Here is a 24,013-nt window from a genome sequence, read left to right as displayed (position 1 = left end):
CGATGCTGACGCTGACGCTGACGCTGATGCTGATGCTGATGCTGATGCTGATGCTGATGCTGATGCTGATGCTGATGCTGATGCCGATGCCGATGCCGATGCCGATGCTGATGCCGATGCCGATGCCGATGCCGATGCCGATGCCGATGCGCCGCTGATCTTGATGCTAACGCTAACCTGTAGGAGCCGGCTTGCTGGCGAACCGGGGGTGTCAACCGGCATTGATAGGGCTGACACAATCGGTTCGCCAGCAAGCCGGCTCCTACAGTGGTTCGGCGCAGGCGCAACAGGCAGAGTCGATGCGGCGCATGAAGCAGTGAAGGAGTGCGCCAGGGTGCACACCACTCCCGACGCCACGACTTAAAACGGCACGTCGCCCAGCATCGTTGCGCGATGCATCACCCGGCGCTGCGGTCGGTAATCATCCACTGCGTAATGCTGCGTCACGCGGTTGTCCCACATCGCCACGTCGTCCGCCTGCCAGCGCCAACGCAGGGTGAACTCCGGCCGAGTGCCATGGGCAAACAGCAGTTTCAAAATCGCCTCACTTTCGGCGGCCTCCAGCTCATTGATGCGGGTGGTGAAACCCTCGTTAATGAACAATGCCTTGTGACCGCTGACCGGATGCGTGCGGATGACCGGGTGCGACAACGGCGGGTTCTTGCGGCGTGTTTCCTCCCAGCGTGCGAGGTCTGCTGGTGTGTTGCCAAAGCGCTCCAGCGGAAATGACCGCGTGAAGTCATGAGTGGCGGTCAAGCCATCAAGCAATGCTTTCATTGGGCCGGACAGCGCCTCGAACGCAGCAATGCCGCTCGCCCATAACGTATCGCCACCGTAAGTCGGCACCTGCTTGGCACTGAGTACCGCACCCAGCGCAGGCGTCGGCAAAAAGGTCACATCGGTGTGCCAGATGGCGTTGTCGCGCACGTCGGTCACCGCCGTGTCGAGGATCAGCACTTCTGGCTGCTCCGGCACATTGGGGTAAATCGGATGGATGTGCAGGTCGCCGAAGTTGGCAGCGAAACGTGCCTGTTGCCGAGGCGTGATCGGCTGATTACGAAAGAACAGCACCTGATGAGTGAGCAACGCCTGTTCGATGGCAGCGCGTTGATCACCGGTCAGGTCGCGGCTCAGGTCAACGCCGCTGATCTCTGCGCCCAATGCCGGGCTGAGCGGAATAATGTCGTGCTCATGATGTACTCGTTGTGTTCGGCGCCGAAATGTCGGCGTGGCCAGTTGTAAAACCGTGTTCTCAGTGATTCTGGCCGTGCCAGGGCACCAGCTTGCGTTGCAGCGCGCGAAGGCCCATTTCCAGGGCGAAGGCAATCAGTGCGATGACCAGAATTCCCAGCACGACGACGTCAGTCACCAAAAACTGCGCGGCTGACTGCACCATGAAGCCGAGGCCGCTGGTGGCGGCGATCAACTCGGCCGCCACCAGTGTCGACCAGCCCACGCCGAGACCGATACGCACGCCGGTGAGGATGTCAGGCAGGGCGCTTGGCAGGATAACGTGACGGATCAGTTGCCACCGGCTGGCGCCTAATGATTGCGCCGCGCGCAGTTTCGCGGTGTCGACAGTGCGCACCCCTGTCGCAGTCGCGATGGCAACCGGCGCGAAGATCGCCAGATAAATCAGCAGCACTTTGGAAAATTCGCCAATGCCACACCAGATGACGATCAAAGGCAGGTATGCCAGCGGCGGCACCGGACGATAAAACTCGATCACCGGGTCGAAAATCCCTCGCGCGATTCGGTTATGGCCAATCGCAATACCCACCGGAATGGCCGTCAGCACAGCGAAAAACAGCGCCAGGCCGATGCGCTGCAGACTCGCCCCCAAGTGCTGCCACAGGGTCGAGTCCATGTAGCCCTTGGTCATCAGCAGCCAGGCTTTTTCCAGCACGGCCGAAGGTGGCGGCAGGAACAGCGGCTCGACCCACTCAAATGCCGTGACCAGCCACCAACTGCCCAACAGCACGGCGAGCGTCAGCACACTGATGGCGCGAGTGCTTACATAAATAGAGGAGCCCTGACGCGAAGCGGTTTTTACCGGCACGTGCGTGAGCGCGGGCTCTGGCGATGGATAAAGACTCATGCCCGTTGCTCCCGAACGCTTTGCCGCTGGGAGAATACCCGCGCCAAAACGTGCTCGCGGGTTTCAATGAAGCGGGGGTCGGATTTAATCGCGCGGGCCGATTCACCTGCGCTGTAACGCTGACCGAAGTCCAGTTTCAAGTGCTCGACGATATGACCTGGGTTCGGCGCGAGCAGAATCAGATCCGTCGACAGGAACACCGCTTCTTCAATGTCGTGGGTGATGAGGAACACCGGCTTGGCGCTGCGTTGCCAGACTTGTAGCAGCAACTCTTGCATCTGTTCGCGGGTGAAGGCGTCCAGGGCGCCAAATGGCTCGTCCATCAGCAGCACGCTCGGGTCGGCTGCCAATGCACGGGCCAGACCGACGCGTTGCTTCTGCCCGCCCGACAACTCCCAAATACGCCTCTGCTCGAAACCGGCGAGGTCAACCAGCGCGAGCATGTCCCGCGCCTTGGCCTCGCGTTCGTCACGGGCAACGCCGGCGAGTTGAAGCCCGAATGCGACGTTGGCCAGCACATTCTGCCAAGGCAGCAGCGCGTCATCCTGAAACACCACGCCGCGCTCGGCGCCAGGACCGTTTACCGGCGCGCCATCGAGAGTGATGCGGCCTGCGCTTGGGGGGACGAACCCGGCGATCAAGTTGAGTAGCGACGTCTTGCCGCTGCCGGACGGACCAAGCGCTACCAGCAATTGCTGCGGACCGAGGGCGAGGGAAATATCCGACAGCACCGGCTCGGCCGCACCGGGATACCGTGCGCTGATGCGCTCCAGCTGTAACAAGGCCATGGCATGGGCTCCGATGAATGTAAGGACGTGCTTGAACGGTTGTGTAACTGATGTCGCTGAGAGTGGTTTCTCCGCAATGGCTGCAAGAGTTGCTGCTCATTCACCCTAACGCCCACTGCGAGTGGCACTGCTTGTGCGGCGTCACATCGCTGCGGCTGGCACTGCTTTTTACGGCATCACGTCGCCTGCGGGGTATGCCTTATGACGGCCTCACGCCGCATGTTGTAGGAGCCGGCTTGCTGGCGAACGGGTCGGGTCAGTCACCTCACAGCGAGTGACAGACCGGGTTCGCCAGCAAGCCGGCTCCTACAGAAACGGGCGCGCCAACGGGATGTGATTACTGCTTTTCAACGTCACGCCGCCAGCGGGCAGTACTGCTTTTTTGCGGCATCACATCGCATGCGGGTAGAGCTGCTTTTTGCGGCGTCTCATCGTCTGCGGGCGGTATGCCTTATGCGGCTTCACACCGCGCGTTGTAGGCGCCGGCTTGCTGGCGAACGCGTCGGGTCAGTCACCTCACAGCGAGTGGCAGACCGGGTTCGCCAGCAAGCCGGCTCCTACAGAAGCGGGCACCCGACGGACGTGAGTCCGCGTGTGAATCGCGGGGATACGCGGCTAATCCCATTGGTACACAGCTTCTGGCCAGCATCACTGGGCGACGAACTTGGTGGTCACGTAGGGCGCGTAATCGGCCAGCACGGCGTCGACCTTGCCCTGTTCTTTGAGGAATGCTGCGGTCTTGGTGATGGCGTCGGTGGTCGGCGCGCCCAGTTCGGTCACTTGGTCAGCCGCCAGCGGGTAGACGTTGCCCTGCAACAGACCAGGTATGTCGCCAGGTTTGGCGCCGGACAGCTTCACCAGCTTGTCGACGTTGCTGGCATCGGCCAGCCAGGCCGCTGGGTCCCTGCGGTAGGCGGCGTAGGCATCCAGAGTCGTTTTGGCGAAGGCACTGACGACTTCGGGATGCTTGTCGGCGAAATCCTTGCGCACAATCCATGCATCGAAGGTCGGTGCCCCGAGCTTCGCCAACTCACCCGAGGTAATCAGCACTTTGCCGGTCTCTTTGGCGACGCCCAATGCCGGGTCCCAGACGTAGGTGGCATCGATGTCGCCACGTTTCCACGCGGCGGCGATGGCCGGCGGAGCGAGATTGAGGATCGTCACTTTCGCCGGATCAATCTTCCAGTACTTCAGAGCGGCGAGCAGGCTGTAGTGACCCGTCGACACAAACGGCACGGCGACTTTCTTGCCAGTCAGATCCTGCGGACCGTTGATCCCGGAGCCATTACGCGCCACCAACGCTTCGGCGGCGCCGATTTGGGTGGCAATCAGGAAGATTTCGATTGGCACCTTTCGCGTCGCTGCTGCTGTCAGGGGGCTGGACCCCAAGTAACCAATTTGCACGTCACCCGACGCAATGGCGCTGATCACATCCGCGCCGTTATCGAACTTCCTCCAGGAAATTTTGGAATTGGTGGCCTTTTCGTAAGCGCCGTCAGCCTGCGCAACCTTGGCGGGATCCACAGTGGTCTGATAGGCAACGGTGAAATCTGCCGCTTGAGCAAGCAGCGCTGAACCGGCAAGCGACAAGGCTGCCAATAGGCGAAATGGGTTGAGCAGCTTCATGGGTGACGCTCCGATTATGGCAAACCAGCAGGAATGCGAACGAGCGTAAATGATCTAAGAAAGGCTAAATAAATAACATTTTGGAATTTGCTTAGTGGGAATTGAAACGTTGCGAGAGGTGGACTTCGTCATCGACAGATCAATGGCTATCGAGAAGCGGATGGATTCATCCAAACGTCACATTTTGTAAATACGATCTCGACGCGCGCCTACTGGATGCACCGCATGCGGCCTTGGGACGGGTAGGCGTAGCAGACGGGCCACGCCCGAAAAAATCGCCTGAAGGGGCAGGTCTGACTTGTTACTGAAATATTGGCTGGCGCTAGCAGAAAATAGACGAACAGCAAGGTGACAACTGCAATATTTGCGACTACCAACGCTAAATTACAGTCTTTTCATGGGCTTAGAGACGCAAATCTCACCCTGTTTCACAGGCAGACCGTGACTTGCTGGTCAAGTTCCTGAAGCGGGGGGCAGCAAAACCAAACGATCTGACGAATGGCACTGAAATATTTTTTGGGAATTAGGGAATAGGGCCGATACACTCCGCAACGGACGGCTGAAACGGCTTGTGACATATAACTGCTTGGCATAAAAGCAGATCCAACAAGTCTTTTTAGGTTTAAAGGATTTACCTTACCTTGCAGCCAGCTGTTACGCGGTCTAGTCAATTAGTCTTGGGGCCATTGACTCGCCGAGTCAGGTCCGGCGCTAATCGCGCATCCTCGGTTTTGAGCCTTAGGCTCTGGCCCGGGAACTACAAAAATTAGATTCATGAGGAGCGATACACAATGAAGAAGTCCACCCTGGCCTTGGCCGTATACGCAGGTGTCTTGGCCACTCAGGCTGGTGCAGCTGGTTTCCTGGATGACAGCAAAGCGACACTCAGTTCTCGTACTCTTTATTTCGAACAAGATCCGCGTGAGCCCTCTTCGAATGGAGCCAAAGGGCAGGATCAGCGTCAGACTGCCCAGGGTTTCCTGTTCAACTTCATTTCGGGATACACCCCGGGTACAGTTGGCTTCGGTCTTGATGTTCAGGGCATGTACGGTCTAAACCTGAGTGGTGGTATCGACAACCGTGCCGTAAACGGCAGCACTCCGAACACAGTGTCGCCAACATCTTCCGACGGCACGCCGGTTGCTGATTGGGCTCGCGCTGGCGCCAATGCCAAGGTGAAGCTATCCAAGACTGAACTGAAAGTCGGTAATGCGCTGCAGCCTAACCTGCCGATCCTCGTATCGAACGATGGCCGTCTGCTGCCGCAAACCTTCCAGGGTGGCATCGTTACCTCTAAAGAAATCGACGGTCTGACGTTGACCGCTGGTAAGCTGACCAAGGCAGCTGGCCGTGCTTCTTCGAACTATGACGACCTTTCCCTGAACGCCGGGACTAAGGGCTCGAACAACTTTCAGTTCGCTGGCGGTGATTACAAGGTCACCAAAGACCTGACCGTTCAGTACTACTACGCCAACCTGGAAGACTATTACAAGCAACATTTCCTGGGTTTGGTCCACGTTCTGCCTATTGCCGAAGACCAGTCGTTCAAAACCGATCTGCGTTATTTCCACAGCACATCTGACGGCAAGAACGGCCAGACGGCAAACGCAGGTTATAAGTTCAACAACGGCTACAGCGACAACGGTGAAGTCGATAACAACACCTGGACCGCAATGTTCACCTACACCCTGGGTGGCAACGCATTCCTGTTGGGCTATCAATCCGTAAGCGATGACGGCGCTATGCCATTTATCAATAATGGTAGCGTTATTGACAGTCGCGGTCGTAACGAGGGTGAGGGTGGCGCGAGCGTCTACCTGTTCACTGACAGTATGATCGGCAACTTTACCCGCACCGGTGAGCAAACTCGCTTCGGTCAGTACTCGTACGATTTCGCACGTTTGGGTATCCCCGGTCTGAAGGCGGCTGTTGCTTACCTGAAAGGCGATCAGATCCGTCTGCAAACCGCGTCGCTTGGCCGTGGTTCTGAGTGGGAACGCGACATGCGTGTCGACTACGTGTTTCAAGAAGGCCTGATGAAGGGCTTTGGCGTAACGCTGCGTCGCGCTAACCTTCGTACAGACTCCGACCTCTATGGTTCCCAAGCGAACGTCGATCAGACTCGTCTGATCTTCAACTACACCTACGCCTTCAAATAAGCGTGATGTGTTGAAAAGAGCCCCGCTTCGGCGGGGCTTTTTTATGCCTGAAACAATGTAATTCAGCACCAATTGTTCCTTTTGTTTTCAGATGCCCAGATGCACAGTAAACCGATGACTCACCACCAAGGAGCACGACTGTATGGGCCTTAAACTCGGCGACATCGCCCCCGACTTCGAGCAGGATTCCAGCGAGGGACCTATCAGGTTTCACGAGTGGCTGGATGGCAAATGGGGTGTCTTGTTCTCGCACCCTGCGGATTTCACCCCGGTGTGCACCACTGAGCTGGGCTTCACCGCAAAACTGAAAGACGAATTCGACAAGCGCAACGTCAAGGCGATTGCTCTGTCCGTGGACTCGGCCGAGTCCCACACCAAGTGGATCGCCGACATCAACTCGACGCAAAACACCCTCGTCAACTTCCCGATCCTGGCGGATGAAGATCGCAAGGTCTCCGAGCTCTACGACCTGATCCACCCTAATGCCAGCGAGACGCTGACCGTGCGTTCGTTGTTCGTCATCGACCCGAACAAGAAAGTCCGCCTCACCATTACTTACCCGGCCAGTACCGGACGCAACTTCCACGAAATCCTGCGGGTGATCGACTCGTTGCAGCTCACCGACAACTATAAGGTCGCAACGCCGGCAAACTGGAAGGACGGTGAAGACGTCGTGATCGTGCCGTCGATCAAAGACGAAGCAGAGATCAAGGAGCGCTTTCCTAAAGGCTATACCGCCGTCACGCCGTATCTGCGCCTGACGCCACAGCCGAATCGCTGATACTCGCGCTTTGCGCATCGCATGAGGGCCGACTTGTCGGCCCTTTTTTTGAGCCGCTCTGTTCGATTATCCGGGTATATCCGAAGCGTCTGAACGGCCCGCCACCTGTAGGAGCGCGCTTGCCCGCGATTGCGGTCCACCCGTGACATCAAACTTCCTGACACGATGCCTTCGCGGGCAAGCGCGCTCCTACAGAAAAGCTACCCCTACCTCGCCATATATTCTATTTGGTGCTAACCAAATGAATAAATATGATTTTAGAGAATAAACATCGCCTGTTATGTTCTCTCCGTCCTGGCGAGATCGCCGGCAATGAATCCCGTCTCACCTTACTGGTCCGCCATCGGACGAGCAGGTGCCACCTGTTAGCTACAAGCAAAGGAGCGTGCCATGCGCACCGTTATTTTGCGTCGAGGCCTGGTCGCTCTGTTTGCTGCGGCAGTTTCCTTCGGCGTACTCAATCAGGCCCAGGCCGATACGTTGCGCATCGGTTATCAGAAGTACGGCACGCTGGTGTTACTCAAGGCCAAAGGGTCGCTTGAGAAAAAACTCGCTGATCAGGGTGTGCAAGTTCAGTGGACTGAATTTCCGGGCGGCCCGCAGTTGCTCGAAGGCCTGAACGTGGGCTCGATCGACTTCGGCGTGACCGGTGAAACCCCGCCCGTATTTGCTCAGGCCGCTGGCGCAGATCTGCTGTATGTAGCCTCCGAGCCGCCGGCGCCGACCAGTGAAGCGATTCTGGTGCCCAAGGATTCGCCGCTCACCTCCGTCAAAGATCTCAAAGGCAAGAAGGTCGTCCTCAACAAAGGCTCCAACGTTCACTACCTGCTGGTGCGCGCATTGGAAGACGCCGGCCTTAAATACACCGACATCCAGACCGTATTCCTGCCGCCCGCCGATGCCCGCGCAGCGTTCGAACGCGGCAGCGTCGATGCCTGGGTGATTTGGGACCCTTACCAGGCCGCCGCCGAGCAGCAGTTGCAGGCGCGAACCCTGCGAGACGGTAAAGGCATCGTCGACAACAACCAGTTTTACCTCGCCAACAAGCCCTATGCGCAGCAGCATCCCAAGGTCATCCAGACCTTGGTTGAAGAAGTGCGCGCTGTCGGCGAATGGTCCAAAGCCAACCCGGAGGAGGTGACCAAACAGGTCGCGCCCCTGCTTGGCCTCTCGGAAGACATCACGCGTACTTCAGTAAAGCGTCAGGGCTACGGCGCGTTGTTCATCACGCCCGAGACGGTCGCCGCACAGCAGAAAATCGCTGACACGTTTTACCAGCTCAAGCTAATCCCTAAACCGTTGCGCATCGCTGATGTGATCTGGACGCCACCTGCTGCTGTTGCGAAAGCGCAGTAAGCCCGGCATTGGAAGGAGACAACTCCATGAGCGTGGAAAAAATCACCCACAGACTGGCGCCCTGGCTGCTACCGGTCCTGTTGTTGGCGGTATGGCAGCTGGCAGTCAGCGCTGGCTGGCTCTCGACCCGCATTCTGCCCGCCCCGAGCGCTGTGATTGAAGCCGGCGTGTCGCTGGTGCGCAGCGGTGAAATCTGGACCCACCTGGCAATCAGTGGCTGGCGCGCAGGGATCGGTTTTGCCATCGGCGGTGGGATCGGCTTGGCGCTGGGCTTTATCACCGGGCTGTCGAAATGGGGCGAGCGCCTGCTCGACAGCTCCGTGCAGATGATCCGTAACGTGCCCCATCTGGCGCTGATTCCGCTGGTCATCCTGTGGTTCGGCATCGACGAAACCGCCAAGGTGTTTCTCGTCGCGCTGGGCACGCTGTTTCCGATTTACCTGAACACGTATCACGGTATTCGCAACATCGATCCGGCGCTGGTGGAAATGTCCCGCAGCTATGGCTTGAGCGGCTTCGGGTTGTTCTGGCATGTGATCCTGCCAGGTGCGATGCCTTCGATTCTGGTGGGCGTGCGCTTTGCGCTGGGGTTCATGTGGCTGACGCTGATCGTCGCAGAAACCATCTCGGCCAGCTCCGGTATCGGCTATCTGGCGATGAACGCCCGGGAGTTTCTGCAGACCGACGTCGTGGTGCTGGCGATCGTGCTCTACGCCGTTCTCGGCAAACTGGCAGACCTCGCGGCGCGCGGTCTGGAACGGGTCTGCCTGCGGTGGCACCCGGCGTATCAAGTGGCAAAAGGTGGCGCCCAATGAGCAATCTCCAACAACCGGCAAACCTGTTGCGCGGGATTCCCTTGCAGGTTCGCAAACTGAAAAAAACCTTTGGCTCGCGGGAGGTGTTGAAAGACATCGATCTGCACATCCCGGCCGGCCAATTCGTGGCGGTCGTGGGCCGAAGCGGCTGCGGCAAGAGCACCTTGCTGCGCCTGCTGGCAGGGCTTGATCTGCCGTCGAGTGGTCAGCTGCTGGCAGGCAACGGGGCGTTGGCTGATGCGCGGGAGGACACGCGCCTGATGTTTCAGGAAGCGCGTCTGCTGCCCTGGAAAAAGATCATCGATAACGTCGGGTTGGGGCTCAGTGGCGACTGGCGCGGCAAAGCGCTTGAAGCGCTGGAGGCGGTAGGTCTGGCCGAGCGCGCCAATGAGTGGCCGGCGGCGCTGTCGGGTGGACAGAAGCAGCGTGTGGCGCTGGCCCGCGCGCTCATTCATCAGCCGCGCCTGTTGTTGCTCGACGAACCCCTCGGTGCGCTGGACGCTCTGACCCGAATTGAAATGCAGCAACTGATCGAAAATCTGTGGCGCAAGCACGGTTTCACCGTGTTGCTGGTGACCCACGACGTCAGTGAAGCCGTGGCCATTGCCGACCGGGTTTTGCTGATTGAAGAGGGACGCATCGGCCTTGATCTGCAGGTTGATCTGGCCCGTCCAAGGGCGCGTGGCTCCTATCAGCTCGCTGCGCTGGAAACCGAAGTGCTCAACCGCGTGTTGTCCCTGCCAGGCAACCCCCCCGAACCCGAACCGACTTCACCGCTGCCCACGCAATTGCGATGGGCCAACTAACTCCGCAGGGCAATTTTGCTCCCGGACTGATCTTTCAAAGGAAGCCTTACCATGACTATCAAAGCGATCAACGTGCGTAACCAGTTCAAAGGCACCATCAAGGAAATCGTTACGGGCGACGTACTGTCCGAAATCGACGTGCAGACCGCCTCGGGCGTTGTCACCTCCGTGATCACCACCCGCTCCGTCAAAGAGCTGGAACTGGTGGTTGGCAGTGAAGTGATCGCGTTCGTGAAATCCACCGAGGTGTCGATCGCCAAGTTGTGATCGGTCCTGAATGGCAAGCGCCCCCTGTACAGGAGCGCGCTTGCCCGCGAATGCAGCGTGTCAGCCACTGACCATGTGGGTGGCCCACCGCAATCGCGGGCAAGCGCGCTCCTACATTTTGAGCTCCGTCCAGACCTCAGCTCCGCGTCGCCTTCAGGGCTCTGCTGGTCGGAACCTGAATCAGAGCGTCCGCAAAACTGATCTTTGATCATTCCCACGCTCCGCGTGGGAATGCCGGTCTGGACGCTCCGCGTCCTTGGGGCTGACGCGGAGCGTCAGGGAATGGATTTCCACGCAGAGCGTGGGAACGATCATCAAAGCGATGTTGGTCGGAACCTGAATCAGGGCGTCCGCAAAACTGATCCTGGTCGAGCCCGAAATGTTCAACCTGTAGATATCGTCTTAATGCTCCTACTGCAAGCCCAGCAGCGCGCTAGCGCTGCTGCTTTTCAAGCAGGCACGAATATACGCCCGCGGCCCATCCCGCAGCGACATCCTAGCCATTCAAGTCCTACTTGATCAGCCGTTAATGAGCCAAAGCAATTTCAGGTTCGAAAGGCCTGTTGCTTTTAAGCACGCCATAGACCAAGTGCAACATCTTACGCATCACTGCACAGATAATTTGCCGGGGAGCCTTTCCGTTCGCCTTCAATCTCTTGGCGAACTCTCTCAGCACCACATTGTGTTGTATTCCTACGATCGCGGGCATGTAAAGGCCGCCCCTGAGTCGCGACGAGCCGGTTCGACTTATGCGGGTTGGACCCACGTAGCCTCCAGAGCGGTCCTGTCTGGGCGATAATCCAGCGAAGGCAGAAAGTTTTTTCGGTCCTTCGTAGTCCAGAGGGTCTCCCAGTTCCGCGAGGATCAGCGCGGCGGTCTTCTCGCCTAGACCATCAATGGAGGTCATCAACTCGCTCTTGCCGCGTAGGTCAGGATCATCGTCGATGTGTTGCTTGATCGCTTTTTCCGTTTTGGTGATTTCTTCCAAGACATGAGCAATCACCGATTCGATCGACGTTACGACGTTCGGGCTGGCAACTTCCAAGCGGTTTTTCTCCATCTGGCGGATCTCGTTGAGATCTTCCAAGCGGCGGACCAAAGCCCTCAGACGGCGCCGCGACTGTGGCTCAGGCACCCAAAGCCGTAACTTGCGATGCTTCTGCATGGCGAAATCGGAGATGAGTTTGGCGTCAGTCTTGTCAGTCTTGTTGCGTGACAACTCCGACTTGGCGTGAGCGGCGGTGGTGGCAGGGTTCGCGATATGAAGCCGATATCCCTTTTGAAAAAGGAAGTCAGCCAACGCTTCGTGATAATTACCCGTGGCCTCGATGACAATCAGCGCGTCCGCTGTGGCGTGCTTGCGAAGCCAGGACTCGAACTCGGCAAAGCCCTTGGCATCATTGCTCAACTTGCCCTTGGTGCGGTGTTTGCCATTGTCCAACGGCGTCGCAACATCAAAAGTATTCTTGGCCATGTCAACGCCAACGAATGAAGACATGCTGTTCTCCTTTTCAACTAAAGATCAATCATCGCGTCACTCGGCTTCGACCTTGTAAATGCGAGCTCACAAAGTGGCTCTAGATATCGTACGAGCTCAATGAGTGAGGTTGGAAAGGCGGAGAATGGATCTACTTCGCAGGCTACAACGCCACTAGGAGCCGGTCATCTTCACGCCTTTCCCTCGATGATCAGTCGAGAACTTTACCTTCTGAGAAGACAAAGTCGAGATACAAGGAGCCGGCTTGCTGGCGAACGCGATGTGTCAGCCGCGATCGACATCTCTGACCCGCTGCCTTCGCCAGCAAGCCGGCTCCTCGGACCCAGATCGGCCGCAGGATTTATGAATGACACAGATCCATTGTAGGAGCGCGCTTGCCCGCGAATGCAGCGTGTCAGCCACTGACCATATGGCTGACCCACCGCAATCTCCTGCATTTGATCTACGTCCAGACCGCTCCACGGTTTATGGAGCGTGGATGTGACTGGCTATGGCTGCTGCGCGCGCTTGGGCAGATAGGGCGGCAGGTACAAGCCCAGGTAGGCATCGAACACGCGCATGCCTTCTTCGGCCATGCGCTCGGTGATTTGATCATGCAGCTGTACCGAGCGGGCATAGACCCGGTCGGCCAGTTCGATGGCCAGGGCAAAGACATCGACGTCGTCCGGCAGGGTGGGCAATTGAAAGTGCATGGCGAAGAGCGCGTGCAGCAGCTTCCCCAACTCAATGTCATGTTGGCGATCGGCCTGAGTCACTTCAGTCAGCCCGTGTTGGGCGAGGATCAATTGCTGGGCAGCAACGTCTTCCCTGTAGATCGCCAGCATGCGGGCTTCGACCAGCGTGGATAGATCAGGCCATCTGTTGAGACGTTCATGATCAATGGGCTGCTGCAGGCTCTCACGAAAGGCTTCATGGACGTCGGCAGTAAGCGCTTCAAGCAGCGCCGGCACGCTGGCAAAAAAGTGATAAACCGAAGAGGGCGGAATGCCCGCGCGTTCGGCAACGCTGTAGATAGAAAGGCTGGCCACGCCGTCCGCAGCCAGGAGCGCGCGCGCGGCATCAAGGATCGAATCGATGCGTGCCTGGCTGCGTGCGCGTGGTTTACGAGGAGGGGCGAGGCGGGTCATCGGTGCTCTCTTGATCGGGGCCGCGAGCATTCTACAGTGACAGCCGACACATTGCCTTCGCGAGCAAGCTCACTCCCACCAAGGTAGCGGCGGGCTCGATGGCCAGGGACTGCGCCACTTCCGATGATCCCGCCACGCTCTGCGGCTCGACAGCCTCTGCGATTCGTCAGCCTCTGCGATTCGTCAGCCCTTCAAACGAAAACGCCACCGGTTCTTCCGAAGCGGTGGCGTTTTTCATAGCTCTGACAACTAAGTCAGGCAGGCATCAAACCGTGTGCAGATACCAGTTGTACTCAAGGTCGGAGATGGAGTGCTCGAACTCTTCCAGCTCACTTTCCTTGCACGCAACGAAGATATCGATGTACTTGGGATCGATGTACTTGGCCATGACTTCGCTGTCGTCCAACTCGCGCAGGGCATCGCGCAGGTTGTTCGGCAGGCTCTGCTCGTTCTGCTCGTAGGAGTTGCCTTCTACGGGCGGGCCCGGCTCGATCTTGTTGGTCAAGCCGTGGTGAATGCCCGCCAATACCGATGCCATCAACAAGTATGGGTTGGCATCTGCGCCGGCAACCCGATGCTCGATACGCACCGAATCTGCTGTTCCAGTCGGAACCCGCACGGCAACAGTCCGGTTATCCAGACCCCAGCACGGAGAGTTCGGAACATAGAACTGGGCACCAAACCTGCGATACGAATTGACGTTCGGGCAAAGGAACGCCATCTGCGCGGGTAGGGTCTCGAGCACACCGCCGATCGCATGACGTAATGCGGCGTTCTGCTCGGGATCCTCGCTGGTGAAGATATTTTTGCCATCGCGATCAAGGATCGAAATGTGAACATGCAGACCGTTGCCCGCCTGGCCCGGATAAGGCTTGGCCATGAAGGTGGTGTCCATCTCATGGTCGTAGGCGATGTTTTTGATCAGGCGCTTGAGCAGCACTGCGTAATCGCAGGCTTTGAGCGCATCGGCAGTATGGTGCAGGTTGACTTCGAACTGCGCCGGAGCGCTTTCTTTAACAATCGCGTCAGCCGGGATGCCTTGTTCTTTGGCGCCTTCCAGAATGTCCTGAAGGCAGTCGACGTACTCGTCCAGATCGTCGATCAGGTAGACCTGAGTCGAGTGCGGGCGTTTGCCGGAGATGGGCGAGCGTGGAGGCTGCGGACGACCGTTCACGTTTTCCTGATCGATCAGGTAAAACTCGAGTTCGAATGCAGCGCAGATGGTCAGACCCATCTCGTCGAACTTGCTGACAACCTGACGCAGCACTTCACGAGGATCGGCGAAGAAGGGCGTGCCTTCCAGCTCGTGCATGGTCATCAAAAGTTGTGCGGTAGGACGCTTCTGCCAGGGCTCATTGCAGAGAGTGTCGGGGATCGGATAACAGATTCGGTCAGCATCGCCGATGTCCAGACCCAGGCCGGTGCTTTCCACCGTCGAGCCGTTGATATCCAGTGCGAATAGAGAAGCTGGGAGGTTGATGCCTTTCTCGTAAACCTTATGAAGGCTGGTGCGTTCGATGCGCTTGCCGCGCACCACTCCATTCATATCTGCAATCAGAAGGTCAACGTATAGAACCTCAGGATGTTCCTTAAGGAACGCGTTCGCTTCGTTGAGCTGAACGGCACGCGGGGGTACCGACATGATGCAACACCTTTGTTGTTGAAAATATCAATCATCGAGCATTACGGGTTTCAGTCAATCCGAAAGGCCAGACGAAGTCAAGGAGCCATGATTTGCCCTAAAAGGGCGCCAAAGAGCCATTTTTGCCGCACTTTAGGGCAAATGTTGTGCGCGGGAACACTCGCAAACTGCGGGCTTGAGCAGGGCGTGTTTTATTTTTTACGGGCGTGTTGTGGAAAAAAATGAACAACGCTAAGCTCGATTGCAACCCATAACAGCAATAATACCGGGGGTCTCATGTTTCGCCTTCCGCTGATCGGCTTCACCGCCTGCACTCAGCACATCGGGCTCCCGCGCTCCACGTCCAAGCCTTTCACTGTTGCGGCCCAGCTCGGGCGCCGGGTGCTGTTCATGTTCCTGCGCAACATCCCGTCACCTTACTCTTTAACCACGCAGCGGTCCCAGCAGGCGCGCCTCTTGCTTCGGCCGTTATTCGGCTGTCCAGAATTTTTACCGCATGCGAAGTGGCACCCGATGCGTGACCGCGACTATCTTTCAGTCTTCCGGGCAATTGGCAATGCCGGGCCGAGGCCTGCAACACCCTGATGCCAGCGTTTCAAAGAACGCCTGACCGCCATGACGGCGACCAGGAATCAAAACCCTGAGGTATTTATGAGTACCAACCTCGACCAGCTCACCGATTGGTTGAAAGAACACAGGATTACCGAAGTCGAATGCATGATCGCCGACCTCACCGGCATCACGCGGGGCAAGATCTCACCGACCAACAAGTTCATTGCTGAAAAGGGCATGCGCTTACCGGAGAGCGTACTGCTCCAGACCGTGACCGGTGACTACGTCGAAGACGACATCTACTACGAATTGCTGGACCCTGCAGACATCGACATGTTCTGCCGCCCAGACCAGAGCGCGGTGTTTCTGGTGCCCTGGGCCATCGAGCCGACCGCGCAGGTGATTCACGACACCTACGACAAGCAAGGCAATCCTATCGAGCTGTCGCCGCGCAACGTCCTCAAGAAAGTGCTCAAGCTCTACGCCGACCAAGGCTGGCAGCCTATCGTAGCGCCGGAGATGGAGTTCTACCTGACCAAGCGCAGCGACGACCCCGACTATCCGTTGCAGCCGCCAGTAGGCCGCTCCGGTCGCCCGGAAACCGGGCGTCAGTCTTTCTCCATTGAAGCCGCCAACGAATTCGACCCGTTGTTCGAAGACGTCTATGACTGGTGCGAGCTGCAAAACCTGGACCTCGACACGCTGATTCACGAGGACGGCACTGCGCAGATGGAGATCAACTTCCGTCACGGCGACGCGCTGTCGCTGGCGGATCAGATTCTGGTGTTCAAACGCACGATGCGCGAAGCCGCGCTCAAGCACGATGTGGCCGCGACCTTCATGGCCAAGCCCATGACCGGCGAGCCCGGCAGCGCAATGCACCTGCACCAGAGCATCATCGACATCGAGACCGGCAAGAACATCTTCTCCAACGAAGACGGCACGATGAGCCAGCTGTTCCTGCAGCACATCGGTGGCTTGCAGAAGCTGATTCCCGAGCTGCTGCCGTTGTTTGCCCCCAACGTGAACTCGTTCCGCCGCTTCCTGCCTGATACATCCGCACCGGTCAACGTGGAGTGGGGCGAGGAAAACCGCACCGTTGGCTTGCGCGTGCCGGATGCCGGCCCGCAGAACCGTCGCGTGGAAAACCGCCTTCCCGGCGCCGATGCCAACCCTTACCTGGCCATTGCCGCCAGCCTGTTGTGCGGCTTCATCGGCATGGTCGAAGGTTTGAACCCCAGTGCTCCCGTGGTCGGCCGTGGTTACGAGCGACGCAACCTGCGCTTGCCGTTGACCATCGAAGACGCGCTCGAGCGCATGGAAAACAGCAAGACGGTCGAAAAGTACCTCGGCAAGAAGTTCATCACCGGCTACGTCGCGGTCAAGCGCGCCGAGCACGAAAACTTCAAGCGTGTGATCAGTTCGTGGGAGCGGGAATTCCTGCTATTTGCCGTCTGACTCCCGGGGCACCGTCAGAGCCGAGCGAATTCCAAGCGGATCGACGGCGCCCCACACGCGATATTTCTATGGAGTGATTCATGAGTTCCAACAACCCGCAAACCCTGGAATGGCAAGCCCTCAGCAGTGATCATCACCTGGCGCCGTTCAGCGATTTCAAGCAGCTGAAAGAAAAAGGCCCGCGCATCATCACCAAGGCCAAGGGCGTTTATCTCTGGGACAGCGAAGGCAACAAGATCCTCGACGGTATGGCCGGCTTGTGGTGTGTCGCCATCGGCTATGGCCGTGAAGAGCTGGCGGACGCTGCCAGCAAGCAGATGCGTGAATTGCCCTATTACAACCTGTTCTTCCAGACCGCTCACCCGCCGGCACTTCAGTTGGCCAAAGCCATCTCCGACATCGCCCCGGAAGGCATGAACCACGTGTTCTTTACCGGTTCAGGCTCCGAAGGCAACGACACGGTGCTGCGTCTGGTCCGTCACTACTGGGCGATCAAGGGACAACCGAGCAAGAAAGTCATCATCAGCCGCGTTAACGGTTACCACGGCTCAACCGTTGCTGGCGCGAGCCTGGGCGGCATGACCTACATGCACGAGCAGGGCGACTTGCCCATTCCCGGTATCGTCCACATTCCTCAGCCTTACTGGTTCGGTGAAGGCGGGGACAAAACCCCCGACGAGTTTGGCGTGTGGGCAGCCGAGCAACTGGAGAAGAAGATTCTCGAACTGGGCGTCGAAAACGTGGGCGCGTTCATCGCCGAGCCGATTCAAGGCGCTGGTGGCGTGATCGTTCCGCCTGACACTTACTGGCCTAAGATCAAGGACATCCTCGCCAAGTACGACATCCTTTTCGTCGCCGATGAAGTGATCTGTGGTTTTGGTCGTACCGGCGAGTGGTTTGGCAGCGATTTCTACGACCTCAAGCCGGACCTGATGACCATTGCCAAGGGCCTGACCTCGGGCTATATCCCCATGGGCGGCGTCATCGTGCGCGACGAGGTGGTCAAGGTGCTGAACGATGGCGGCGATTTCAACCACGGCTTTACCTACTCCGGCCACCCGGTGGCGGCAGCGGTTGGGCTGGAAAACATCCGCATCCTGAGTGAAGAAAAGATCGTCGAGCGGGTGAAATCCGAAACGGCACCCTATTTGCAAAAGCGTCTGCGCGAGCTGAGCGATCACCCGCTGGTGGGTGAAGTGCGGGGCGTCGGCATGCTGGGCGCGATCGAACTGGTGAAGGACAAGACCACTCGTGAACGCTATGCCGGCCGAGGCGCAGGCATGATTTGCCGCACTTTCTGCTTCAATAACGGCCTGATCATGCGGGCCGTGGGCGATACCATGATTATCTCGCCGCCGCTGGTGATCACGTTCGCCGAGATCGACGAGTTGGTCGAAAAAGCGCGCAAGTGCCTTGATCTGACGCTTGAGGCATTGCAAGGCTGAATTTTTATCGGGAAATTGCCAGACTGTCCGCCGTCTTGACGCCGCTTACATAAAAACACTGGAGCCGTACGAATGAAGAAATTTGGCAAAACCCTTCTGGCCTTGTCCCTCATGGGCGCAGCGGCCGCCGCCGCACATGCCGATGACAAGGTTCTGCACGTCTATAACTGGTCCGACTACATCGCGCCAAACACCATCGCCGACTTCGAGAAAGAGTCGGGCATCAAAGTGGTGTACGACGTGTTCGACAGCAACGAGACTCTCGAAGCGAAGTTGCTGGCCGGTAAATCGGGTTACGACATCGTCGTTCCGTCGAACAACTTCCTGGCCAAGCAGATCAAGGCCGGCGTGTACCAGGAACTGGACAAGTCCAAACTGCCAAATTACAAAAACCTCGATCCTGCTCTGTTGAAAGCCGTGTCCATCAGCGACCCGGAAAACAAGCACGCCTTCCCGTACATGTGGGGCTCGATCGGCATCGGCTTTAACGCCGAGAAGGTCAAAGCTGCACTCGGCGCTGACGCACCGGTGAACTCCTGGGACCTGCTGTTCAAGCCTGAAAACGCTGCCAAGCTGAAAGGCTGCGGTATCAGCTTCCTCGATTCGCCCACCGAAATGCTGCCGGTGGCGCTGCATTACCTGGGCCTGCCGACCGACACTCAGAAGAAGGAAGACATTCAGAAGGCCGAGGATCTGTTCAAGAAGATCCGTCCTTCGATCACCTACTTCCACTCGTCCAAGTACATCTCGGACCTGGCCAACGGCAACGTCTGCGTAGCCGTGGGCTATTCGGGTGACATCTACCAGGCCAAGGCACGCGCCGAAGAGGCGGGCGGCAAGGTCAAAGTCAGCTACAACATTCCGAAAGAAGGTGCAGGCAGCTTCTACGACATGGTCGCCATCCCGAAAGATGCTGAAAACGTCGAAGGCGCCTACAAGTTCATGAACTTTATCCTGCAACCGAAGGTAATGGCCGAGATCACCAACTCCGTTCACTTCCCGAACGGCAACAAGGCTGCGACCGAGTTCGTCGACAAGGACATCACGTCTGACCCGGGCGTGTACCCGCCGGCAGACGTCCTGGCCAAGCTGTACGCGATCGCCGATTTGCCTGCGGCCACTCAGCGCCTGATGACCCGCAGCTGGACCAACATCAAGTCGGGTAAATAAGCCTGGCAGGGCGCGTCGTCCCGTACGGCGCACCCTGTAGGAGCGCGCTTGCCCGCGATTACGGTGTCTCGGCCGACATCAATGTCGTATTTGCACAAGGCATCGCGGGCAAGCGCGCTCCTACAGTTCACGCTTCGAGATGGCATTCACAAAAAGTTTTTTTGCGAGAAGGGTTTATCGAAGGTAAGTTGCGCGCCGGATGGGTCACAGGCAGTCGTTACTGTCATCGGTACGGGCAATAGGCCCACCTACTAAAAAAGGACAGCACACGTGTCTATTTCTTTATTTTCGAAAGGCTTGCTGCTTGGCGCCGGCCTCATGGTCGCTGCCGGTGCCTACGCGGATTCCACTGTCCGCATTTATAACTGGTCCGATTACATCGGCACCACGACGCTGGACGACTTCACTTCCACCACCGGGATCAAAACCAAGTACGACGTCTTCGACTCCAATGAAACCCTGGAAGGCAAGCTGCTGGCCGGCCACACCGGGTATGACGTGGTCGTGCCGTCCAACCACTTCCTCGGCAAGCAGATCAAGGCCGGCGCTTTCCAGAAGCTCGACAAAAAGCAGCTGCCTAACTACTCCAACCTTGACCCTGAACTGCTCAAACGCCTCGAAAAGAACGACCCGGGCAACCAGTACGCAGTGCCGTACCTGTGGGGCACCAACGGCATCGGCTACAACGTCGACAAGATCAAGGAAGTGCTGGGCGTCGACACCATCGACTCGTGGGCGACGCTGTTCGAGCCGGAGAACATCAAGAAGCTGCAAAAATGTGGCGTCGCGTTCCTGGACTCGGCTGACGAGATGATGCCTGCAGTCCTGAACTACATGGGGCTCAACCCGAACAGCACCGACGAAAAAGACTACAAAGCCGCTGAAGCCAAGCTGCTGAAAGTCCGCCCATACGTGACCTATTTCAACTCGTCCAAGTACATCACTGACCTGGCCAATGGCGACATCTGTATCGCTGCCGGTTTCTCCGGCGACGTATTCCAGGCCAAGGCCCGTGCCGCAGAGGCCGGTAAAGGCGTCAACATCGCCTACGCCATTCCGAAAGAAGGCGGCAATCTGTGGTTCGACATGCTCGCCATCCCTGCGGATGCGCCGGACGTGAAGGCCGCTCATGCGTTCATCAATTACATCCTCAAGCCCGACGTCATCGCCAAGGTCAGTGATCAGGTGGGTTATGCCAACCCGAACCCGGCTTCAGGCGCGCTGATGGACCAGGAAATTCGCAACGATGAGGCGGTGTACCCCTCAAAAGAGGTGCAGGCACGTTTGTACGTCAACTCCGAACTGCCGCCCAAGATCCAGCGTGTGATGACGCGCAGCTGGACGAAGATCAAATCCGGTAAATAAAGACCTTGGCGCCCGGCCGCATTGGCCGGGCGCAAAAACAGTTGGGAGTTTCACCCATGGCAGTTGCCTCCGGCGCCTACAAGAAAGCCCTTGAGGGCGGTCAGCAACCCAAACAGGTGCTGGTCAAGATCGATCGGGTCACGAAGAAGTTCGATGAGACGATTGCTGTGGACGATGTGTCTCTGCAGATCAACAAGGGCGAGATTTTCGCCCTGCTCGGCGGTTCCGGCTCGGGGAAATCCACCTTGCTGCGGATGCTCGCCGGCTTTGAGCGCCCGACCGAAGGGCGCATTTTCCTCGACGGCGTCGACATTACGGACATGCCGCCGTACGAACGACCGATCAACATGATGTTCCAGTCCTACGCGCTGTTTCCGCACATGACCGTGGCGCAGAACATCGCGTTCGGTTTGCAGCAGGACAAGCTGCCCAAGGCCGAGATTGAAGCGCGAGTCGCGGAGATGCTCAAACTGGTGCAAATGACCCAGTACGCCAAGCGCAAGCCGCATCAGTTGTCGGGTGGTCAGCGTCAGCGTGTAGCACTGGCGCGTTCCCTGGCGAAAAAACCAAAACTGCTGCTGCTCGACGAACCCATGGGCGCACTGGATAAGAAGCTGCGCTCGCAAATGCAATTGGAGCTGGTGGAAATCATCGAGCGCGTGGGCGTGACCTGCGTGATGGTGACCCACGACCAGGAAGAGGCCATGACCATGGCCCAGCGCATTGCGATCATGCATCTGGGGTGGATCGCGCAGATCGGCAGCCCTATCGATATCTACGAAACGCCAACCAGCCGTTTGGTCTGTGAATTCATTGGCAACGTCAACCTGTTCGAAGGCGAAGTCATCGAAGACATGGAAGGCCATGCGCTGATCAGCAGCCCCGAGCTGGAACGCAAAATCTATGTCGGCCACGGCGTGACGACTTCGGTGGAAGACAAGCGCATTACCTATGCGCTGCGCCCCGAGAAACTCTTGGTGACCACTCAACAGCCAACGTTCGAGCACAACTGGTCGCGGGGCAAGGTTCACGACATCGCCTATCTGGGCGGTCACTCCGTGTTCTACGTACAGCTGCCGTCGGGCAAGCTGGTGCAATCGTTTGTCGCCAACGCCGAGCGTCAGGGCACGCGGCCCACCTGGGACGACGAAGTCTTCGTCTGGTGGGAAGACGACAGCGGCGTGGTGCTGCGCTCATGAAAATCCGAAAAATAAAACGGGCTTTCAACCGAATAAAACCCACTGGGCGTCAGGCCGTCATTGGCGTGCCATTCCTGTGGCTGTTTCTGTTTTTTGCGCTGCCGTTTCTGATCGTCATCAAGATCAGCTTCGCTGAGGCCGATGTGGCCATCCCGCCGTACACCGAGATCTTCACATACGTCGAGCAGAAGCTGGACATCGTGCTCAACTTTGCCAACTACGCACTGCTGACCAGCGACGATCTGTACATTTCGGCGTATCTGGGCTCCTTGAAGATGGCGTTCATCAGCACCGTGTTGTGTTTGTTGATCGGCTATCCGATGGCCTATGGCATTTCCATTGCCCGTAAAGAAATGCAGACCGTGCTGTTGCTGCTGATCATGATGCCGACCTGGACCGCGATTCTGATTCGGGTCTACGCGTGGATGGGCATCCTCAGCAATAACGGACTGCTCAATGCGTTCCTGATGTGGCTGGGGGTGATCAGCGAGCCGTTGCAGATACTCAACACCAACCTGGCGGTGTACATCGGTGTGGTTTATTCGTACTTGCCATTCATGATCCTGCCGCTGTACGCCAACCTGGTGAAGCACGATCAAAGCTTGCTTGAGGCGGCGTCCGACCTGGGTTCGAGCACCTTCAACAGCTTTTGGAAGATCACTGTTCCGCTGTCCAAGAACGGCATCATCGCCGGCTGCATGCTGGTGTTCATTCCAGTGGTGGGCGAGTTTGTCATCCCTGAATTGCTGGGCGGCCCCGAGACGCTGATGATCGGTAAAGTGCTGTGGCAGGAATTCTTCAATAACCGTGACTGGCCGGTAGCCTCGTCGCTGGCGGTGGTCATGCTGCTGATCCTCATCGTGCCGATCATTCTGTTCAACCGCAGTCAGGCCAAAGAGCTGGAGGGCAAGGCATGAGAGGCTTCCGATTCTCGAACCTGATGTTGGTACTGGGCCTGATCTTCATCTACGCGCCCATGGTCATTCTGGTGATCTACTCGTTCAACGCCTCCAAGCTGGTGACGGTCTGGGGTGGCTGGTCGGTGAAGTGGTACGTCGGCCTGCTCGACAACACCCAGCTGATGAGCGCAGTCATGCGTTCGCTGGAAATCGCGCTGTACACCTCGATAGCGGCGGTAGCGCTGGGCACCATGGCGGCGTTTGTGCTGACACGCATCACCCGCTTCAAGGGCAAGACGTTTTTTGGCGGTCTGGTTACCGCGCCGCTGGTCATGCCTGAGGTCATCACCGGTCTGTCGCTATTGCTGCTGTTCGTGGCGATGGCGCAGTTGATCGGCTGGCCCCAGGAGCGTGGCATCGTCACCATCTGGATCGCCCACACCACCTTTTGTGCGGCCTACGTGGCGGTGGTGGTGTCGGCACGGCTGCGCGAGCTGGACATGTCCATTGAGGAAGCGGCAATGGACCTGGGTGCGCGGCCGTGGAAGGTGTTCTTCCTGATCACCATCCCGATGATCGCGCCGTCGCTGGCAGCGGGCGCGATGATGTCTTTCGCGCTCTCGCTGGACGATTTGGTTCTGGCGAGTTTTGTGTCCGGCCCTGGCTCGACGACGTTGCCGATGGAGGTGTTCTCGGCGGTACGTTTGGGTGTGAAGCCGGAGATCAACGCGATTGCCAGTCTGATTCTGCTGGCCGTGTCGATCGCCACCTTCCTGGTCTGGTTCTTCAGCCGCCGCGCGGAGAACAACCGCAAACGCGCCATTCAGTTGGCCATCGAAGAAGCTGCAGCAGACGGCTGGAAACAACCGGACGTCCGCCGCGCGAAGGTGGTCGAGCCGGTTTGATCCCGATCACTGCTCCAGTGAGGTGTTCCCACTGGATGCACGCGATGCTGTAGCGGG

At 58.0% G+C, this 24,013-nt stretch carries 20 protein-coding genes and 1 pseudogene; 14 read left to right on the top strand and 7 right to left on the bottom strand.

Features of this window, described 5'->3' with window-relative positions:
- Window positions 1-2: 2 nt before the first annotated feature.
- Complete coding sequence (locus LT42_RS25400; protein ID WP_208855911.1) at window positions 3-158, top strand: hypothetical protein; 156 nt, start codon at window positions 3-5, stop codon at window positions 156-158.
- A gap of 202 nt (window positions 159-360) precedes the next feature.
- Here the strand turns inward: LT42_RS25400 and tauD are convergent, their stop codons facing one another.
- The 4 genes and pseudogenes from tauD to tauA form a co-directional block, all read right to left on the bottom strand.
- Window positions 361-1,182 (bottom strand): taurine dioxygenase, encoded by an 822-nt coding sequence (tauD, locus tag LT42_RS18755; protein ID WP_037017545.1) that lies wholly within the window; start codon window positions 1,180-1,182, stop codon window positions 361-363.
- 70 nt (window positions 1,183-1,252) lie between these two features.
- A pseudogene (tauC, locus tag LT42_RS18750) lies at window positions 1,253-2,017 on the bottom strand (taurine ABC transporter permease TauC); the annotation flags it as partial.
- A gap of 77 nt (window positions 2,018-2,094) precedes the next feature.
- Window positions 2,095-2,886: a taurine ABC transporter ATP-binding subunit gene (tauB, locus tag LT42_RS18745; RefSeq protein ID WP_037016252.1), complete on the bottom strand. Its 792-nt coding sequence runs from the start codon at window positions 2,884-2,886 to the stop codon at window positions 2,095-2,097.
- Window positions 2,887-3,534: 648 nt separating this feature from the next.
- Window positions 3,535-4,512 (bottom strand): taurine ABC transporter substrate-binding protein, encoded by a 978-nt coding sequence (tauA, locus tag LT42_RS18740; protein ID WP_037016250.1) that lies wholly within the window; start codon window positions 4,510-4,512, stop codon window positions 3,535-3,537.
- A 791-nt stretch (window positions 4,513-5,303) separates the two neighbouring features.
- Here tauA and LT42_RS18735 point away from each other — a divergent pair.
- From LT42_RS18735 to LT42_RS18710, 6 genes are all read left to right on the top strand, one after another.
- Window positions 5,304-6,671, top strand: coding sequence for an OprD family porin (locus LT42_RS18735; RefSeq protein WP_037016248.1), 1,368 nt, complete (start codon window positions 5,304-5,306; stop codon window positions 6,669-6,671).
- Between the two features lie 142 nt (window positions 6,672-6,813).
- On the top strand, window positions 6,814-7,452 hold the full coding sequence (locus LT42_RS18730) for a peroxiredoxin (RefSeq protein WP_037016244.1): 639 nt from the start codon (window positions 6,814-6,816) through the stop codon (window positions 7,450-7,452).
- Between the two features lie 390 nt (window positions 7,453-7,842).
- Window positions 7,843-8,808, top strand: a complete 966-nt coding sequence (locus LT42_RS18725) for a sulfonate ABC transporter substrate-binding protein (protein WP_037016241.1) — start codon at window positions 7,843-7,845, stop codon at window positions 8,806-8,808.
- A 26-nt stretch (window positions 8,809-8,834) separates the two neighbouring features.
- Window positions 8,835-9,623, top strand: coding sequence for an aliphatic sulfonate ABC transporter permease SsuC (gene ssuC, locus LT42_RS18720; RefSeq protein ID WP_037016238.1), 789 nt, complete (start codon window positions 8,835-8,837; stop codon window positions 9,621-9,623).
- Window positions 9,620-10,429, top strand: coding sequence for an aliphatic sulfonates ABC transporter ATP-binding protein (gene ssuB / locus LT42_RS18715; RefSeq protein ID WP_037016235.1), 810 nt, complete (start codon window positions 9,620-9,622; stop codon window positions 10,427-10,429). The genes ssuC and ssuB overlap by 4 nt, the downstream gene beginning before the upstream one ends.
- A 51-nt stretch (window positions 10,430-10,480) precedes the next feature.
- Window positions 10,481-10,696: a TOBE domain-containing protein gene (locus LT42_RS18710; RefSeq protein ID WP_037016233.1), complete on the top strand. Its 216-nt coding sequence runs from the start codon at window positions 10,481-10,483 to the stop codon at window positions 10,694-10,696.
- 526 nt (window positions 10,697-11,222) lie between these two features.
- Here the strand turns inward: LT42_RS18710 and LT42_RS18705 are convergent.
- From LT42_RS18705 to LT42_RS18695, 3 genes are all read right to left on the bottom strand, one after another.
- On the bottom strand, window positions 11,223-12,194 hold the full coding sequence (locus tag LT42_RS18705; protein ID WP_037011250.1) for an IS110 family RNA-guided transposase: 972 nt from the start codon (window positions 12,192-12,194) through the stop codon (window positions 11,223-11,225).
- A gap of 488 nt (window positions 12,195-12,682) precedes the next feature.
- Window positions 12,683-13,321: a TetR/AcrR family transcriptional regulator gene (locus LT42_RS18700; RefSeq protein ID WP_037016231.1), complete on the bottom strand. Its 639-nt coding sequence runs from the start codon at window positions 13,319-13,321 to the stop codon at window positions 12,683-12,685.
- A gap of 265 nt (window positions 13,322-13,586) precedes the next feature.
- Window positions 13,587-14,963, bottom strand: a complete 1,377-nt coding sequence (locus LT42_RS18695) for a glutamine synthetase family protein (RefSeq protein WP_037016229.1) — start codon at window positions 14,961-14,963, stop codon at window positions 13,587-13,589.
- A 651-nt stretch (window positions 14,964-15,614) separates the two neighbouring features.
- Here LT42_RS18695 and LT42_RS18690 point away from each other — a divergent pair.
- The 7 genes from LT42_RS18690 to LT42_RS18660 all read left to right on the top strand — a co-directional run bounded on the left by LT42_RS18690 (window position 15,615) and on the right by LT42_RS18660 (window position 23,956).
- Window positions 15,615-16,973 carry a glutamine synthetase family protein gene (locus LT42_RS18690; protein ID WP_037016227.1) on the top strand — a complete coding sequence of 453 codons (1,359 nt, stop codon included), beginning with the start codon at window positions 15,615-15,617 and terminating at the stop codon, window positions 16,971-16,973.
- Between the two features lie 80 nt (window positions 16,974-17,053).
- Window positions 17,054-18,418 (top strand): aspartate aminotransferase family protein, encoded by a 1,365-nt coding sequence (locus LT42_RS18685; RefSeq protein WP_037016225.1) that lies wholly within the window; start codon window positions 17,054-17,056, stop codon window positions 18,416-18,418.
- Between the two features lie 72 nt (window positions 18,419-18,490).
- Window positions 18,491-19,588: a polyamine ABC transporter substrate-binding protein gene (locus LT42_RS18680; RefSeq protein WP_037016222.1), complete on the top strand. Its 1,098-nt coding sequence runs from the start codon at window positions 18,491-18,493 to the stop codon at window positions 19,586-19,588.
- A gap of 270 nt (window positions 19,589-19,858) precedes the next feature.
- Window positions 19,859-20,953: a polyamine ABC transporter substrate-binding protein gene (locus LT42_RS18675; RefSeq protein ID WP_037016219.1), complete on the top strand. Its 1,095-nt coding sequence runs from the start codon at window positions 19,859-19,861 to the stop codon at window positions 20,951-20,953.
- A 56-nt stretch (window positions 20,954-21,009) separates the two neighbouring features.
- Complete coding sequence (gene potA, locus LT42_RS18670) at window positions 21,010-22,152, top strand: polyamine ABC transporter ATP-binding protein (RefSeq protein ID WP_037016216.1); 1,143 nt, start codon at window positions 21,010-21,012, stop codon at window positions 22,150-22,152.
- Window positions 22,149-23,069 carry an ABC transporter permease subunit gene (locus LT42_RS18665; protein ID WP_037016213.1) on the top strand — a complete coding sequence of 307 codons (921 nt, stop codon included), beginning with the start codon at window positions 22,149-22,151 and terminating at the stop codon, window positions 23,067-23,069. The genes potA and LT42_RS18665 overlap by 4 nt, the downstream gene beginning before the upstream one ends.
- Window positions 23,066-23,956, top strand: coding sequence for an ABC transporter permease subunit (locus LT42_RS18660; RefSeq protein WP_037016210.1), 891 nt, complete (start codon window positions 23,066-23,068; stop codon window positions 23,954-23,956). The genes LT42_RS18665 and LT42_RS18660 overlap by 4 nt, the downstream gene beginning before the upstream one ends.
- The last annotated feature ends 57 nt before the right edge of the window (window positions 23,957-24,013 follow it).

The sequence above is a fragment of the Pseudomonas lutea genome (assembly GCF_000759445.1).
Classification (GTDB): domain Bacteria; phylum Pseudomonadota; class Gammaproteobacteria; order Pseudomonadales; family Pseudomonadaceae; genus Aquipseudomonas; species Aquipseudomonas lutea.
This window is presented reverse-complemented; position numbering and strand designations above follow the sequence as displayed.

Coding starts and splice junctions, on each gene's coding strand:
- LT42_RS25400 (WP_208855911.1), top strand. CDS start 3: ATGCTGACGCTGACGCTGACGCTGATGCTGATGCTGATGCTGATGCTG.
- tauB (WP_037016252.1), bottom strand. CDS start 2,886: ATGGCCTTGTTACAGCTGGAGCGCATCAGCGCACGGTATCCCGGTGCG.
- tauA (WP_037016250.1), bottom strand. CDS start 4,512: ATGAAGCTGCTCAACCCATTTCGCCTATTGGCAGCCTTGTCGCTTGCC.
- LT42_RS18735 (WP_037016248.1), top strand. CDS start 5,304: ATGAAGAAGTCCACCCTGGCCTTGGCCGTATACGCAGGTGTCTTGGCC.
- LT42_RS18730 (WP_037016244.1), top strand. CDS start 6,814: ATGGGCCTTAAACTCGGCGACATCGCCCCCGACTTCGAGCAGGATTCC.
- LT42_RS18725 (WP_037016241.1), top strand. CDS start 7,843: ATGCGCACCGTTATTTTGCGTCGAGGCCTGGTCGCTCTGTTTGCTGCG.
- ssuC (WP_037016238.1), top strand. CDS start 8,835: ATGAGCGTGGAAAAAATCACCCACAGACTGGCGCCCTGGCTGCTACCG.
- ssuB (WP_037016235.1), top strand. CDS start 9,620: ATGAGCAATCTCCAACAACCGGCAAACCTGTTGCGCGGGATTCCCTTG.
- LT42_RS18710 (WP_037016233.1), top strand. CDS start 10,481: ATGACTATCAAAGCGATCAACGTGCGTAACCAGTTCAAAGGCACCATC.
- LT42_RS18705 (WP_037011250.1), bottom strand. CDS start 12,194: ATGTCTTCATTCGTTGGCGTTGACATGGCCAAGAATACTTTTGATGTT.
- LT42_RS18700 (WP_037016231.1), bottom strand. CDS start 13,321: ATGACCCGCCTCGCCCCTCCTCGTAAACCACGCGCACGCAGCCAGGCA.
- LT42_RS18695 (WP_037016229.1), bottom strand. CDS start 14,963: ATGTCGGTACCCCCGCGTGCCGTTCAGCTCAACGAAGCGAACGCGTTC.
- LT42_RS18690 (WP_037016227.1), top strand. CDS start 15,615: ATGAGTACCAACCTCGACCAGCTCACCGATTGGTTGAAAGAACACAGG.
- LT42_RS18685 (WP_037016225.1), top strand. CDS start 17,054: ATGAGTTCCAACAACCCGCAAACCCTGGAATGGCAAGCCCTCAGCAGT.
- LT42_RS18680 (WP_037016222.1), top strand. CDS start 18,491: ATGAAGAAATTTGGCAAAACCCTTCTGGCCTTGTCCCTCATGGGCGCA.
- potA (WP_037016216.1), top strand. CDS start 21,010: ATGGCAGTTGCCTCCGGCGCCTACAAGAAAGCCCTTGAGGGCGGTCAG.
- LT42_RS18665 (WP_037016213.1), top strand. CDS start 22,149: ATGAAAATCCGAAAAATAAAACGGGCTTTCAACCGAATAAAACCCACT.
- LT42_RS18660 (WP_037016210.1), top strand. CDS start 23,066: ATGAGAGGCTTCCGATTCTCGAACCTGATGTTGGTACTGGGCCTGATC.